Source organism: Kibdelosporangium philippinense (assembly GCF_021390435.2).
Classification (GTDB): domain Bacteria; phylum Actinomycetota; class Actinomycetes; order Mycobacteriales; family Pseudonocardiaceae; genus Kibdelosporangium; species Kibdelosporangium philippinense.
The window spans coordinates 121185-136352 of record NZ_JAJVCN010000001.1; the positions used below are offsets into that span (position 1 = coordinate 121185).

Below are 15168 nucleotides of genomic sequence, written 5' to 3' on the forward strand. Positions count from 1 at the left end.
GCCTGCGAACGGAGAGGCCAAGACCGCGGCAGAGCCACAACCTGCCAAGCATCGCGGCACCCGTGGAACCGCACACCTGACCGCACAACTATTGCCCTATCCGGGCGCATCGCCGATCGAACACTCATCGGCCATGCGTGCGCCCAAGCCACCCTTATGCACCACGTTGTTGAGGAGTTCCGGCCATCAGTGGAGGTCTGAATGCGCGTCCGGGGACTGTTGCTCTCGTTCTTGCTACTAGTTGGCGTCCTTGTTGGAGTTCCTGCTTCGGCAGGGACTGGCGGTGCGACCGTCGTTCGGGAGCAGCAACTCAGCGAACGGCTGCTTGAACTGACTGTGCGTTCTGAAGCCGTTGGCCGGGAAGTCGGCGTTCGGTTGCTGCTCCCGAAAGACTGGCGTCGCGCGCCGTACCGCAAATGGCCGACGCTCTACCTCCTGCATGGTTGTTGTGACGGCGATAATGGCTATCGCTCATGGACGGACAAGACCGACGCCGAAGTCTTCACCGCACGGACCAACGTCCTCATCGTCATGCCCGAGGCAGGTGCGGCGGGGTTCTATTCGGATTGGTTGACGGGGCCGAAGTGGGAGACCTTCCACCTGACTGAGCTCAGGCGCCTGCTTGAGCGCAAGTACCGGTCCGGTCATGACCGTGCTGTGGCAGGTTTGTCGATGGGTGGGTTCGGAGCGTTGTCCTACGCCGCAAGGCATCCGGGTTTCTTCAAAGCCGCGGCGTCCTACAGCGGCGTCGTGCACCCCACGTACCAGGGAAAGCGTTCGACCGACGTGGTGACCGGGATTGTCGGCCAAACCAGCGGCGACCCCTTCGCGTTGTGGGGAGATCCGGCCACGCAGCCTGAAATCTGGGCTGCTCACAACCCGTACGACCTGGCCAGCCGGTTGCGCGGCATCCCGGTCTATCTGTCCACAGGCAACGGTGAACCCGGTCCGTTCGACACGCCTGGTTCAAGCTTGGATCGGCTGGAACAGTTGCTCGGCGAGCAGACTGTCGCCGTGGCGGATCGTTTGCGCGCCAAGCATGGCCGCGTGTTCACGGACTTCTACGGTCCCGGCAAGCACACCTGGCCATATTGGGAACGAGCATTGCATCGATCCTTCCCGATGTTGTTGGCGGCGCTGAACTGAACTACTTGCCGCGGACCATGTACATGTCACATTCCGCGCCAATGAGCGTGACCTGGCCGTCGGCGTCCATCCTTACTGTGATCCTTGTCGGCACGTTCTCGCGCGCGAGTTCTTTGATGCTCTTCAGAGCTGATTCGCCCGGCTGGATTGTTTTCTCACCACTGCCTTGAATGCATTCGATCTTGAATTCCGGGTCGATCCGCATCGGGAGCTCCATATCCTTCAGCTCCTGGTTGGCCACGTCGACGGAGATGTCCTTGTTCACCGAAACGGTGACAGTGCCGTCGTCGTTCTTGGTCACGGCATGCGCCGGTTTTTCCCCTGGCACCAGGACGAACGCGACAGCCGCGGCCGCCGCAACGGCAACGCCCGTCGTGACCCACGCTGGCTTGGTCGACCGCCTTACGGGTCGTCGCGCTTCGGCCAGTTCTGGTCCATGTTCCCGCATCAGGTCGCTGAGCAGTTGCTCTTCGAACTTACCCATCCTTCTCACCTACGCTTTTCCGCAACTTGTTCCGAGCCCGGAACAGCCTGATCCGCAACGCACCCGTGGAGATGCCGAGTGCCTCGGCGGCTTCCTTGCGTTCGAGTCCAACAATGTCAACGAGTTCGACGGCCTCCCGATCGGCGGGCGTCAACGCCGCCATACCGTCGAACAACGCACGTCCTTCGCGCTCCGCGTCGATCCGGACAACCAGTTCGGCGGCCTCGTCGATATCGAGTTCGCGCCGCCCAGCCAGCCGTTTGGCCACATCCTGCCCACGGCTGACCCACTCGCAGTGTTGAGCGAAGACCCGCCTGGCGATGCCGTACAACCAACTGCGTGGACTGCCCCGCGCCGGATCAAACGTGGTGAAGGACGTAATCGCCTGCACAAACGTGTCCGCGGTCAGATCAGCGACCGCCTGCGGATCCGCTGTACGCCGGGCGAAGTACGCCGTGACGTGCGGGACATGCGCGCGGTAGATCTGCTCGAACTCCGCTGCCAGCCCAGTCGCCTCGACCTCACGCTCCACATCGGGCGGCTGTCCGGCCTTGGCCATCGTTTCGCTCACACAACCTAGTTGCTCAGTCCCGGCAAACCCGTTACTCAGCTCAGGGCAAGTGATGTTGCCTCGTTTTCACGGACTCGCCGGTGAGATCAGGCTCGACGTGTGGGTGGTGATTTCGAACTCTATCGGGCTCATCCAGTCCAGGGCGGAGTGTCTGCGGCGGCGGTTGTAGAACCCTTCGATGTACTCGAAGATCGCACTCGCTAGCTCGATGCGGGTGCGCCAGAGGCGGCGGTCGAGTAGTTCGGCCTGCAGGCGTGTGCCCAAAATGCCTCGGCCATAGCGTTGTCGTAAGGATCGCCGAAGGTGCCCAGTGAGGGCGACAGCCCAGCCTTGCGGGTGCGTTCGGTGAAGATCCATGAGGTGAACTGCGTACCGTGGTCCGCGTGGATGATGCCATCCGGGACTTGGCCAGCCGACCACGCGGCGGGAGTACGCGTCGAGGCCCACGCAGCAGTAGAGCTATGCCCTGGCCGTGGACCAGTTCGGCCCGCAACGTCCGTGCCCGTCAAACGGGGGCATCAGATCCATGTGCGCTTTAGACAACTGACTACGACGCACGTGAGTGGGAATGATAGCCGTCAACAGGATGGCGAGTGGGAAGGCGACCGCGACAGCCGCTTTGTCCAACCGTCGCCGAATTTTCGGGCGCGTCGAGCTGAGCCTTGGTTGGTTAGGAGTAAGTGGGCGAGGTGGTGTCTATTAAGGACCTCTCTACGTTGCGGTTGCGGGTTGCGAATACAAGTTGGTTGTTCGTGGGAGGGTGGTAGCAACGTGGGCACGGTGGACGGATCCGGTTCCCCAGGCGGAGTGCAGCGCACGGACTTTCGATAACCATAGGCTGAGGTCGTTTTCGACGGTGTAGCCGATGGCGCCGTGGACCTGGAGTGCTGAGCGGGCAGCTTTATGGGCTGCGTCGCCTGCGGTGATCTTTGCGGCCGAGACGGGGACGGCGTTGAGCGCAGCGCCGTATACCAAGGGGCGGGCGAGTTCGAGGGCGACGTGGACCGAGGCTAGGTGGTGCTTCACGGCTTGGAAGGAGCCGATGGGTTTGCCGAATTGGGTGCGTTGTTTGACGTACTCGACGGACTTTGCCAGCAGAGCGCGGCCCACACCCAACAGTTGCGCGGAGCAGGCGAGCACACCGCGTTCGAAGGCATCTGGGAGCTGACCGATCTCGGTGGTCGCGGTTACTTCGAACAGCGAACGGCACGGATCCACCGAGTTGATCCGCTTGCCCGCGCTCGCCGTGTGGAGGATTCCGCCTCGCAGCACGAATACGCGGTCGGCGACATCGGCGTCCACTGCGTACGGCACGTGCGGGGGAATGGCCACGGTGCCCAGTAATGCGCCGCCCAGATGGTCGGGCAGGACGGCCAGGGTTTCGATCGCTGGACCGGGGAGTGCGTGAAAGCCGATGGACTCCATGGCGACGACGAGGTCGATGGGTTCACCGTCCTGCGCGATGCTCGTGACGCCGAGGTCAGCCAGTTGACGCCAGACGGCCATTCCGGGTTCGTGGTCGCCCGCTGCCCAGGATCTGGCGACGTCGGACTTGGCCAGCAGCGCGTCCAGCGTGTCCGCGAACTGGGTTTGTTCGGGGGAGAGCGCGAATTTCATCGGGGCAGCCCCAGTATCCGTTCGGCTACGACGTTGCGTTGGATCTCGTTGGTGCCTGCGTAGATCGGACCGGCGAGCGAGAACAGATAGCCGTCCAGCCAGGGACCGTCTGCCTCGCCCTCACCACCGAGCAAGTCCAAGGCGGTCTCGTGCATGGCGATGTCCAACTCGGACCAGAACAGCTTGTTCACACTGGACTCGGGCCCGAGACTGCCACCTTCCATCAGCCGGGTGACGGTCCCGAACGTGTACAACCGATACGCCTGAGCACCGATCCACGCGTCCACAACGCGATCGCGTAAAGCAGGTTCGGGCAACGCCTGCCATAGGTCGACGAGCCGTTGCGCGGTCGCCAGAAACCGTCCAGGACTGCGCAACGAGAGCCCACGCTCGTTGCTGGCCGTGCTCATCGCGACCTTCCAGCCGTTGTCCACGTCGCCGATCACGTCCTCGTCCGGTACGAAGACGTCGTCGAGGAAGATCTCGGCGAAGCCAGGCTCGCCGTCCAGTTGGTTGATCGGCCGGACAGTCACACCGGGAGCACTGAGCGAGAACATGAAGTACGTCAGGCCCCGGTGTCTTTCCCCGGAAGTGCGGAACAACCCGAACCCACGGTCGGCGAAGGTCGCACGGGAACTCCACGTCTTCTGCCCACGCAGCAACCATCCGCCTTCGGTCCGAGTCGCGGACGCCCGGATCGCCGCGAGGTCGCTGCCCGCCTCCGGCTCTGACCAAGCCTGCGCCCACACCTCCTCGGCGCTGGCCATCTTGGGCAACAGCCGCGCACATTGCTCCGGCGTTCCGTGCGCGAACAACGTTGGTGCCAAAAGGAAGATACCGTTCTGGCTCACCCGGGCGGGTGCGCCTGCCGCGTAGTACTCCTCCTCGAACACCACCCACTGCAGTAAGGACGCATCCCTGCCGCCGAACTCGGTTGGCCACGACACCACGGCGAGCCGAGCGTCGAAAAGCGTCTTCTCCCAGGCGCGATGGGCCGCGAAGCCTTCCGGCGTGTCCATCGATGGCAGGTCGGTTGGCACGTTCGCGGCCAGCCATGACCGGACTTCGGCTTGGAAGTCGCGGGTGGCGGGATCGAGGTCGAGATCCATCGGTTCTCATTTCGGACAGGAGAGCTGCGGTGCTTCGCGTCTCGCGCCATGGGCTGTGGTGCCCGTCCAAGGTGACTCGGCGCCGGATCGGTGCGGGCTTTGCCCGAACCACCGGCGGCCACGTCACCGCGGGCATCAGGCGAGCACCACGGCGTTCGAAGCTGCTATTGGCGTTCTTTCATCGAGCGGGCATCGAGACCCGCCAGCGAGTCCTTGGAGACTTCGGCGTTGTGGGCGTGCGCGAAGTGGTGTAGTCCGAACACCGAGTCCATCCCCGAGCGCAGACCCATCAGGTCTTCCGCTTGGTTCACCGCGCGTTTGGCCAGTGCGAGGCCGAACTGGGGCATCTCGGCGATTCGGCCGGCGAGCCGTAATGTCTCCGCTGTCAAGGATTCCCTAGGCACTACCCGGTTGACCATCCCCCAATCGAGGGCTTGCTGAGCGCTGAACCGGTCGCCCGTGAAGAGCACCTCTTTGGCCGCGCGTGGCCCAAGCACCCACGGGTGGGCGAAGTACTCAACGCCCGGAATTCCCATCCGCACAACAGGATCCGAGAAGAACGCGTCGTCAGACGCGACGATCAGGTCGCAGATCCACGCGAGCATCAGCCCGCCCGCGATGCACGCGCCCTGGACCATCGCGATGGTGGGCTTGGGAATATCACGCCAGCGGCGGCACATTCCCAGGTATACCTCCATTTCTCGGGCATAGCGCTGGTCGCCGCCGGGACGGTCGACGTGGTCCCACCACATCACCGCCTTGCGCTCGAACGACACATCGACATCTCGCTCGGGCGTTCCTATGTCATGGCCTGCCGAGAAGTGCTTTCCTTCGCCAGCAAGGACGATCACCTTGACTTCCGCGTCGTCGACAGCGGCTTTGAACGCCTCGTCCAGCGCGTACGTCATCGCTGAGTTCTGCGCGTTGCGGTAGTCCGGCCGGTTCATCGTGGCGGTCGCGACCGGGCCTTGCTTGTCGTAGCGCACGACACTCATGACTCTCCCCTTAGAACTCTCTTCAAGACCTTGCCCGACGGGTTGCGGGGCAGTGCCGCGAGGAACTCCACTTCTCGTGGCACTTTGAAGTTTGCCATGAGGGTCCGACAAAAACTGATGACTTCGTCTTCGGACAGGTCAGCGCCTGGTTTTTTGACTATGTGGGCTTTGCCCACCTCGCCTAGGCGTTCGTCGGGGACGCCGATCACCGCGGCCTCCGCGACCCCCGGCAACCGGGCCAGCGCCTGCTCGATCTCGGCGGGGTACACATTGAACCCGCCACAGATGTACATGTCCTTCAACCGGTCGGTGATCGTCAGATTCCCTGCTGTGTCAAGGCTTCCGATATCGCCTGTGTGCAGCCAGCCGTTCTCGTCGATCGCCGCGGCGGTCGCTGCGGGGTCGTCGAGATAACCGAGCATCACGTTGGGGCCCCTGACAAGGATCTCGCCATTCGGCGCGACACGCACTTCACAACCTGCCGCCGCATGACCCGCGGTGTGCGCTACAGTGGAAGCGTCGTCCTCGGGGGAGCAGAGTGTCACAACAGGACACTCGGTGAGGCCGTATCCGGTGAGTACGGTGTCGCACAATTCTTTCTGCATAAGCTCGACCAACGCGACGGGCACAACCGCCGCACCTGTGACAGCAAGCCGGATTCGGGGAAAGTCAGCAGGGTGATCCACAATGGACTGATAGATCGTCGGCGCGCCCGGCAGAACAGTGATACGCTCGACAGTGGTCAGCCGGATGGTCTCGGCGACATCGAACTTGGCTTGCGGCACGATCGTCGCGCCACTCACCACACACGCCAGAATTCCTGCCTTGTAACCAAAGCTGTGAAAGAAAGGGTTCACGATGAGGTATCGGTCAGCGGAACTCAGCTCTGTCCTCGCCACCCAGGCCCGTGCCGCGGCCAGCGTCTGCCGATGGGCGCTCATGGCTCCCTTGCTACGACCCGTGGTTCCGGACGTATAGAGAATGTCCGCCACGTCGTCCGGCTCAGCCGGCGATTCGAACGTGGCTTCCGGCCATTCCATCGGCATCCGGTAGATCCGCACCCGGGAAGCCAGCGTGACATCGGCTTCAAGGAGATCGGCCTCCCGGTCCACGCCAAGGAATTCGCCTTCGACGAACAACCCTCGCGCACCGCTGCGGTTGATCACATCCAAGGTCTCCGCTGTGGTGAAGCGGGTGTTGACAGGCACCAGAGTGGCGCCCGCGTAGAGCACACCGAGTGCTGACGTGACCCAGTGATGCGTGTTCGGTCCGAAGATGGCAACCCGGTCACCCCGGGTGATGCCGCTTGACCAAAGGCCGTACGCGACTGCCATCACGCGGTTGTGTAACTCGCGGAAACTCAGCCTGACCTGGCCATCAACGACTGCTTCGGCATCGCCGAAGCGCTCGGCCGCTTCGAGGAGCGCGGCGGGAATGGTTTCTCGGCGCACACTCACCTCCTCAAGCAAGTGCTTGGTAGGCTAGCCTACGTGAACGGCGACTTCCGTCAACAGCTGCGCGCCTGGCTCGCGGACAACCTGCACGGTGAGTTCGCGAAACTGCGCGGTGTCGGTGGTCCCGGCCGTGAGCACGAGCAGTACGAGTCGCGCCGGGAGTGGGATCGCAAACTGGCGAAGGCGGGCTGGAGTTGCCTTGGCTGGCCGGTTGAGCATGGTGGCCGTGGTGCGAGCACCCAGGAACAGGTCATCTTCTATGAGGAATACGCGGCGGCCAACGCGCCTGCGCGTGTCAACCACATCGGGGAGGAACTGCTTGGGCCGACGCTGATCGCGTTCGGCACGCCGGAGCAACAGCGCCGGTTCCTGCCGAAGATCCTTGCTGTCGAAGAACTCTGGTGTCAGGGGTACTCCGAGCCGGGTGCCGGGTCGGATCTGGCGTCGGTGTCCACAACGGCCACAGTGGACGGCGACGACTGGGTGATCACCGGCCAGAAGGTGTGGACGTCGTTGGCGCACGAGGCGGACTGGTGTTTCGTGCTCGCTCGTACGCAACCGGGGTCACGCCGACGGGAAGGCCTGTCGTACCTGCTGGTGCCGATGCGTCAACCGGGTGTGGAGGTCCGGCCGATCCGTCAGCTGACTGGAACGTCGGAGTTCAACGAGGTCTTCTTCGACAACGCAAGGACTTCGAAGGACATGGTCGTCGGTGAGGTGGGCGACGGCTGGCGGGTGGCCATGGCGACGCTCGCGTTCGAGCGTGGTGTGGCGACATTGGGACAGCAGGTCGGTTTCCGGCGTGAACTGGACGCCTTGATCGATCTGGCCAAGCGGAACGGAGCAATCGATGACCCGGTTATCAAGGAACGCCTGACCCGGTCGTGGATCGGTCTTGAGGTGATGCGGGCGCACGCCCTGCGGACGTTGTCGCGGAAGGACCCCGGTTACGAGGCGTCGGTGTCGAAGCTGGTGTGGGCCCGGTGGCACCGCGAGTTGGGTGAGCTCGCGATGCAGGTCCGCGGCCCCGAGTCGATGGTCGCCGTGGACGGTGACCTGGACGAATGGCAGCGGCTGTTCTTGTTCAGCCGCGCGGACACCATCTACGGCGGCTCGGACGAGATCCAACGCACCATCATCGCCGAGCGCGTGCTCGGCCTGCCGAAGGAACCTCGCGCATGAACTATCCCGAGGGACACAACCTTCTCCAAGACAAAACAGTCGTGGTGACGGCGGCTGCCGGCACCGGGATCGGCTCGGCCACCGCACGACGCTGCCTTGAGGAAGGCGCGTCCGTGGTGATCAGCGACCATCACGAGCGCAGGCTGGCCGAGACGCTCGACGCGCTGAAGTCCGAACACAATGGCCGGGTCGCCGCGGTGACCTGCGATGTGACCGACGAGGACCAGGTGCAGGCGTTGGTGCACGGCGCGGCGAGCACCTTCGGCCGGATCGACGTGATGATCAACAACGCTGGTCTAGGCGGCACGAAGTCCGTGCTGGACATGACCGACGACGAGTGGTCACGGGTGTTGGACGTGACGCTGAACGGCACGTTCCGATGTACAAGGGCGGCGTTGAAACAGATGGTGGCGCAAGGCGACGGTGGCGCCATCGTCAACAACGCCTCGGTGGTCGGCTGGCGAGCACAACGCGGGCAGGCGCACTACGCGGCGGCCAAAGCCGGTGTCATGGCGTTCACCAGATGCGCGGCGATGGACGCGGCCGCGTACAAGATCAGAGTCAACGCGGTGGCGCCGAGCCTGGCCGCGCATCCGTTCCTCGCCAAGGTGACCAGCGAGGAACTGCTGACCGAACTGGCTGAGCGGGAGGCTTTCGGGCGTGCCGCGCAGCCGTGGGAAGTCGCGAATGTGATGGTGTTCCTGGCAAGCGACTACGCCTCGTACATGACCGGCGAGGTGGTGTCGGTGAGCAGCCAGCACCCATGATGGGAGTTCGAAGGTGAAGAAGGAGTCAGGGGCGCAGGGCGGTGTGTCAGCGCGCCGGGCCGAGCTGTTGCGGCTGGCCGCCGAGATGTTCGCCGAGCGCGGGTTCCGCGCGACGACCGTGCGGGACATCGCGGACGCCGCGGGCATCCTGTCGGGCAGTCTGTACCACCATTTCGACTCCAAGGAGTCCATGGTGGACGAGATCCTGACCGGCTTTCTCGACGAGTTGTTCGGCCGGTACGGCCAAATCGTCGACTCCGGCATGCCGCCGAAGGCGACACTCGAGGCGATCGTGGTCGCCTCGCTGGAGAGCATCGACAAACAGCACGCGGCGGTCGCGATCTACCAGAACGACGCCAAGTACCTGGCGACGTTCGAACGGTTCGGCTACATCGCCGAGCGTGGCGTCGAGTTCCGCAAGATCTGGGTCGGCGTGCTCGAGGAAGGCGTGCGGGCCGGGGCGTTCCGGCCGGACCTCGACGTCGAGCTGGTGTACCGCTTCATCAGGGACACCGTGTGGGTCGCCGTGCACTGGTACCGGCCAGGCGGCCAGCTGTCCGCGCAGGACGTGGCCGAGCAGTATCTCGGCATCCTGCTCGACGGCATCTCGACCCGCCGGCGGCCGGTCCGTCGACCCTGATCCGGCGTCCCTGAAGGGAGCGACCCATGTCCGATGCGTACATCATCGACGCCGTACGCACTCCGGTCGGCCGGCGTGGTGGCGCGCTGTCCGGCGTGCACCCCGCCGACCTGGGGGCGCACGTGATCAAAGCGCTGTTCACCGAAAGCCCGGTCGACCCTGGCGAGATCGACGACGTGATCTTCGGCTGCGTGGACACCCTCGGCCCGCAAGCCGGTGACATCGCCAGGACAGCGTGGCTGGCCGCGGGATTTCCCGAAGAAGTGCCAGGGGTGACGGTGGACCGGCAGTGCGGATCGAGCCAGCAGGCACTGCACTTCGCCGCGCAGGCGGTGATGAGCGGCTCGGATCTGGTCGTGGCCGGTGGCGTGCAGAACATGAGCCAGATCCCGATCGGTTCGGCGATGCTGGTCGGCGAACAGTTCGGCTTCCCGACCCCGACGCACGGCTCGCAGGGCTGGGACCACAGATACGGCGCGGAGGAGATCAACCAGTTCCGCTCGGCGGACATGATCGCCACCCGGTGGGATCTGTCCAGGGCGGAAATGGAGGGCTTCGCCCTCGCCAGTCACCAGAAGGCCATCGCAGCCCAGGATTCCGGCCGCTTCACCCGCGAGATCGTCCCGCTCAACGGCATCGAACACGATGAAGGCCCGCGCCGCGACACCAACCTGGCCAAGATGGCCAAGCTCGCTCCATTACGCCCCGACGGTCGCGTGACCGCTGCGCTGTCAAGCCAGATCTCCGATGGAGCAAGCGCCGTACTCGTCGCTTCGGAACGGATGGTGTTGCGCCACAAGCTGACGCCGCGCGCCCGCGTGCATCACATGTCGGCCCGTGGCGCGGACCCGGTCTACATGCTGACCGCGCCTATCCGCGCCACCCGACATGCCTTGGAACGTGCAGGCATGAGCGTGTCGGACATCGACCTGTTCGAAGCCAACGAAGCTTTTGCGAGCGTGGTTCTGGCCTGGGCCAAGGAACTTAAGGTCGACCTCGATCGCGTAAACGTGAACGGCGGCGCCATCGCCCTCGGCCACCCCATCGGCGCAACTGGAACTCGCCTGTTCACCACCCTGCTGCACGAACTGGAGCGCACCTCAGGCCGCTTCGGCCTGCAGACAATGTGCGAAGGAGGCGGCCAAGCCAACGTCACGATCATTGAACGCCTCGGCTGAACAAGGTTCAGACCTGGCGCGGGAACGGGCTCACCAGTTCTTGGTTGTCGCCCACATCGGACGGTTTGATGCCCGACCAGGACGACACCGCGTCGGCGCCGAGGTCGGCCGCGGTCCCGATCGCGTGATCATCCACGCCTGCCAGGTTCTCCCGCGTTGACCGGGCAGGCGTGGATCGCGCGGCGGCACGGACGTGACCACGTTGCGTGAGAACTGTAGCGCCGCTGAACTTCGTCCGACTGTGTGCCACCGAAATGTGACTTCTTGCCACTTTCGGTAGTGCCTACTTTCGGCCCCCGCAGCGACGCCGATTGGTGTCTTAGGGTCGGTCGATTAGCTGGTCTGGACTTACGAAGGGCAGAAAGTCTATGGGGCCAAGACGCAGATCGCCCGTCGCGCTGCGCACGGCGATCGCTTTGGGGGCGTCCGGTCTGGTGATCTTCGGGATCGCCGTGCCGTCCGCAACTGCTGCCGACAACGTCATGAGGGCTGACGGGTCGGCTGGCCAAGCGTGCTACGAGTCCGTGCAGTCACGGCGTGCGCAGGGCATTGACCAACGTGAAGTGACCTCGACTGTCGACGGCCTGATCCAGGCACGCCTCGCGCCACGTGATGGTGCTGAAGGCGACTGGGACATCGCCGTGTTCGACAAGGCGACCGGGAAGGTTGTCGCCGCGTCGTCGGCGTTGCGCAGCCGGGAGCTCGCCGAGAGCTTCGTGAAGAAGAACCAGCAGCTGATCGTGCAGGCGTGCCGGTATTCCGGGTCCGCCCGCGCTGTCACGGTCGGCCTCGACTTCCTTGCGCTCACACCGCAAGGCACTCCGACTGGCGTGGCCGAGCAGCCACAGCGCGCCGAGGTCGTCCGCGTCGAGACGCCGGAGCGGACGGACAAGAGCAAGCTTCTGGCTCTCGGCCTTGACGTGACCGAGAAGGGTGACGAGACCGGCATCGAGGTCGTGCTGGCCGACGACGCCGACCGCAAAACCCTCAGGGACAGCGGATTGCGGTCTACCGTGATCAACCCCGATCTGTCCACGACTTCACGGGAAGACGCTGCCAAAGACCGTGAGTACGCGGCCACCACTCAGACGTCCGGCCTGCCGTCCGGCCGCACCAGCTACCGGCACCTCTACGAGTACGAGTTCGAGCTCAAAGAGCTGGCTCGCAAGAACCCCAAGCTGGTCAAGGCATTCACCCTGAACCACCCGTCCATCGAGGGCCGGGATGTACTCGGCGTGGAGATCGCGACCGACGTGGCCAACATTGCCGACGGCAAGCCGGTCAACGTCACCATGGGTGTGCACCACGCGCGCGAGTGGCCAGCCTCCGAGCACGCCATCGAGTGGGCGTACGAGCTGGTCAACGGTTACCAGAACGACCCGGCGATCAAGTCGCTGGTCGGCAAGACCCGCAACATCATCGTGCCGATCGTGAACGTGGACGGCTTCTCGATCTCGCGTGAGGCCGAGCCCAAGGGCGACTTCTCCCGGTTCGACTACGAGATGAAGCGCAAGAACTGCAAGGCGGACGACTCGCCGTCGCAGTTCCGTACCGGCATTTGTAAGGCCAACCCGGCGGGCCGCGAACGCGGCATCGACCCGAACCGCAACTACCCCACGTTCTGGGGCGGCAACGGCGCCAGCCCCAACTGGAACAGCGACACGTTCCGTGGCTCCGGCCCGTTCTCCGAGCCGGAGACGCGCAACATCCGTGACCTCGTGTCCAAGCGTCAGGTTACGAACCTCGTCACGTTGCACACGTACGGCAACTTGATCCTGCGCCCACCGGGCGTCGCTGCTACCCGCGCGCCACTGGACGAGCCGGTGCTCAAGGCGCTTGGTGACAAGATGGCGTCTCGTAACGGATACCGGAGCATTCCTAGCTGGGGTCTGTACGACACAACGGGTACGACCGAAGACTGGTCGTTCTGGTCGACCGGCGGCCTCGGCTACACCTTCGAGATCAACACCGCTGGATTCCACCCGACGTACCAGAACGCTGTCGTGGCCGAGTACACCGGCACGGCGCCAGCAGCAGGTGCGGGCAAGGGCGGCAACCGGGCGGCATTCCTCGACATGCTCGGCAGCGCTGCTGACCCGGCCGCGCACGCGACACTGATCGGTTCGGCGCCGCGTGGCTACGAACTCAAGCTGCACAAGACGTTCCAGACGCCGACGTCGCCAGTGCTGCAGCCGGACGGTTCGACCAAGCCGCCGATCTACGTCACCGACACGCTCGACTCGACGTTCTCGTCGACCGGTGGCCGGTTCGCCTGGTCGGTCAACCCGTCGACCCGTCCGTATGTGGCTGGCCGATACGGCCGTGAGCCTCAGGGACCGCCGCAGGCGTCCGTGCCGTTGGCGAACCCGGCTGGTGTGCCTGCGGAAAACACCCAGTACCCGGGCAACCCGGTGTCCGAGAGCATGCCGTTCACCGTCAAGGGCCTGCCCGAGGTGGACAACGGCCGGTTCGAGGTCGTCGTGCAGTGGGCGAACACCGACACCGACTGGGACCTGTACGTCTACAACGCGGCTGGTGAACTGGTGACGTCGTCGGCCGCAGGCGGCACGAACTCGGAGCGCGCCACCCTGTTCGACCCGCCGCCCGGCAACTACACCGCGGTGATGGTCAACTACGACCAGGTCGACCCGGCCAACCCCGATGACTGGGGCAACGGCCGGATTGAGTTCGCCTCCCCGATCCCGCCGACCTACGGCACCAGGGAGGCGTACACCCTCACCTGCACCAACCGGATCGGCAGGCTCGTCGGCATCGCTGACGTGTACGCCGACCGTGGGCAGACCGTCGATGTCGGCGAGGTCTGCACCAACTCGGCGCGTGCAAACAAGCAACGCCGCCGCTGAAGTAACTGAGGGGGCGGCGAACTCTGGTTTGCCGCCCCTTGGGGCTATTGACTACACGTGAGCCGGGCGTCGGCCCAGTCCGTGTGGTCACTGTTGTTGCCGTCGCCCGCGTCCGTGCTGATCAGCCGGACCAGCGTGGCTCCGGTGATATCCGCAGACAACGGTTTGGCTGGCATCAGATTCGTCAGCGCGCCGCTGTCCGCGACCTTCCGGCCGTCCGCCCAGACTTCGAACGTCGCGGTGCCGTTGTTGCCTTTCTCGTCATCGAGCCCGACATCGGCTGTGAACCCGGTGCACCGGCCAGCCACGTAATACTCCACAACGCCAGGCGCGTGAGTGCCCAGGCCTTTTGCGTACTGCACGCCGTTGATGAAGCCCGCCGAGTTGCACGTCTTGCTGCCCGCGCTGGTGTAGATGCCGAACTTCAGGCCTTTCGCGTGGACGTAGTCGGCGACGTGCGTGATGCCGTTGGGGAAACGGACGGGGTCGGGGACGAGGTTGCCGTCGGGCCCGCGTTGCGGTAGCGCCCAGCAGTCGTCGAGGTTGACGTACTGGTAGCCCGCGTCTTTCAGGCCTTGGGTGACGAAGATGTCGGCGATGCCTTTGACCATCGTCTCGTTGAAGTCGGCCCGGCAATGGGTCGAGTTCCAGTTGTTGAAGCCCATGGGCGGCGTCAGTGCCAGCCCATTTCCCGGGGTGACCGCTGCCGACGCGTTCGGGGCGCAGAGCCCGGCGGCGACGAGCGGGCTGGTGACGAGCAATCGAATATACATCGGACCTCACTGTCGATTTTCGGGACAGTTCGGGCGGCAAAGTCTAAATGTAATCGATTACATCGGGGGTTTGTCTAGAAGAATTCAACCCACCGACGTGTCACCGCGAGGGGAAGATCCGTGGCGTTGAGCGCCGCGAGGGTGACCTTCACGACAAGTAGCTCGTCACTCGGAGTGACGGTCGGTGTCCGCCTCTGGAATGGCGGGTCGATGCCAACTGTCATGGTCGCTGCTTTCGGGTCATCGGATCTTGCTCGTGGGATCGGGTCTGAATCGCCGTTATCCGGGAGTTTTGTCGTCGTTTAGGTCCGATGTCTGTGCGACACGCTGGAGATAGCGACCACATCAGCAGGCCCTGAGTTCACCGATTCGTTATGCTCTTTGGTCG

The 15168-nt window shown here is 64.3% G+C and carries 16 protein-coding genes; 6 read left to right on the forward strand and 10 right to left on the reverse strand.

Annotated features, from left to right (window positions below; genetic code table 11):
• Positions 1-201: 201 nt before the first annotated feature.
• Entirely contained in the window at positions 202-1146 is a 945-nt protein-coding gene (locus LWC34_RS00590; RefSeq protein WP_233722417.1) for an alpha/beta hydrolase, read from the forward strand.
• Position 1147: 1 nt separating this feature from the next.
• On the opposite strand, the gene LWC34_RS00595 is transcribed toward LWC34_RS00590, so the two are convergent.
• The 7 genes from LWC34_RS00595 to LWC34_RS00625 form a co-directional block, all read right to left on the reverse strand.
• The gene (locus LWC34_RS00595) at positions 1148-1630 is read right to left on the reverse strand and encodes a hypothetical protein (protein ID WP_233722418.1); all 483 of its coding nucleotides are present in this window, start codon (positions 1628-1630) and stop codon (positions 1148-1150) included.
• Entirely contained in the window at positions 1623-2201 is a 579-nt protein-coding gene (locus LWC34_RS00600) for an RNA polymerase sigma factor (RefSeq protein WP_233722419.1), read from the reverse strand. The genes LWC34_RS00595 and LWC34_RS00600 overlap by 8 nt, the downstream gene beginning before the upstream one ends.
• 66 nt (positions 2202-2267) lie before the next feature.
• Positions 2268-2465 (reverse strand): IS3 family transposase, encoded by a 198-nt coding sequence (locus LWC34_RS58625; protein WP_372496411.1) that lies wholly within the window; start codon positions 2463-2465, stop codon positions 2268-2270.
• Positions 2466-2912: 447 nt separating this feature from the next.
• On the reverse strand, positions 2913-3818 hold the full coding sequence (locus tag LWC34_RS00610; RefSeq protein ID WP_233722420.1) for an acyl-CoA dehydrogenase family protein: 906 nt from the start codon (positions 3816-3818) through the stop codon (positions 2913-2915).
• The gene (locus LWC34_RS00615; RefSeq protein ID WP_233722421.1) at positions 3815-4927 is read right to left on the reverse strand and encodes an acyl-CoA dehydrogenase family protein; all 1113 of its coding nucleotides are present in this window, start codon (positions 4925-4927) and stop codon (positions 3815-3817) included. Before LWC34_RS00615 ends, LWC34_RS00610 begins: the two co-directional genes overlap by 4 nt.
• Before the next feature lie 164 nt (positions 4928-5091).
• Positions 5092-5922, reverse strand: coding sequence for an enoyl-CoA hydratase (locus tag LWC34_RS00620; protein ID WP_233722422.1), 831 nt, complete (start codon positions 5920-5922; stop codon positions 5092-5094).
• The gene (locus tag LWC34_RS00625; protein WP_308199944.1) at positions 5919-7373 is read right to left on the reverse strand and encodes a FadD3 family acyl-CoA ligase; all 1455 of its coding nucleotides are present in this window, start codon (positions 7371-7373) and stop codon (positions 5919-5921) included. Before LWC34_RS00625 ends, LWC34_RS00620 begins: the two co-directional genes overlap by 4 nt.
• A 39-nt stretch (positions 7374-7412) precedes the next feature.
• On the opposite strand from LWC34_RS00625, the gene LWC34_RS00630 reads away from it, so the two are divergent.
• From LWC34_RS00630 to LWC34_RS00645, 4 genes are read left to right on the forward strand one after another with little or no spacing between them, the layout of a single operon-like run.
• A complete protein-coding gene (locus tag LWC34_RS00630) occupies positions 7413-8558 on the forward strand; it encodes an acyl-CoA dehydrogenase family protein (protein WP_233722424.1) in 1146 nt (381 codons plus the stop codon).
• The gene (locus LWC34_RS00635; RefSeq protein WP_233722425.1) at positions 8555-9325 is read left to right on the forward strand and encodes an SDR family oxidoreductase; all 771 of its coding nucleotides are present in this window, start codon (positions 8555-8557) and stop codon (positions 9323-9325) included. Before LWC34_RS00630 ends, LWC34_RS00635 begins: the two co-directional genes overlap by 4 nt.
• Positions 9326-9338: 13 nt before the next feature.
• Positions 9339-9965, forward strand: coding sequence for a TetR/AcrR family transcriptional regulator (locus LWC34_RS00640; RefSeq protein ID WP_308199945.1), 627 nt, complete (start codon positions 9339-9341; stop codon positions 9963-9965).
• Positions 9966-9991: 26 nt separating this feature from the next.
• The gene (locus LWC34_RS00645; RefSeq protein ID WP_233722426.1) at positions 9992-11143 is read left to right on the forward strand and encodes an acetyl-CoA C-acetyltransferase; all 1152 of its coding nucleotides are present in this window, start codon (positions 9992-9994) and stop codon (positions 11141-11143) included.
• Positions 11144-11150: 7 nt separating this feature from the next.
• Here LWC34_RS00645 and LWC34_RS00650 read toward each other — a convergent pair whose 3' ends face one another.
• Positions 11151-11393: a hypothetical protein gene (locus tag LWC34_RS00650; protein ID WP_233722427.1), complete on the reverse strand. Its 243-nt coding sequence runs from the start codon at positions 11391-11393 to the stop codon at positions 11151-11153.
• A gap of 118 nt (positions 11394-11511) precedes the next feature.
• Here LWC34_RS00650 and LWC34_RS00655 point away from each other — a divergent pair, with 118 nt between their 5' ends.
• Positions 11512-14007: a M14 family zinc carboxypeptidase gene (locus tag LWC34_RS00655; protein WP_372496412.1), complete on the forward strand. Its 2496-nt coding sequence runs from the start codon at positions 11512-11514 to the stop codon at positions 14005-14007.
• A 44-nt stretch (positions 14008-14051) separates the two neighbouring features.
• Here LWC34_RS00655 and LWC34_RS58630 read toward each other — a convergent pair whose 3' ends face one another.
• Positions 14052-14780 carry an NPCBM/NEW2 domain-containing protein gene (locus tag LWC34_RS58630; RefSeq protein ID WP_372496413.1) on the reverse strand — a complete coding sequence of 243 codons (729 nt, stop codon included), beginning with the start codon at positions 14778-14780 and terminating at the stop codon, positions 14052-14054.
• 74 nt (positions 14781-14854) lie between these two features.
• Positions 14855-15004: a hypothetical protein gene (locus LWC34_RS00670; RefSeq protein ID WP_233722428.1), complete on the reverse strand. Its 150-nt coding sequence runs from the start codon at positions 15002-15004 to the stop codon at positions 14855-14857.
• Between the last annotated feature and the right edge of the window lie 164 nt (positions 15005-15168).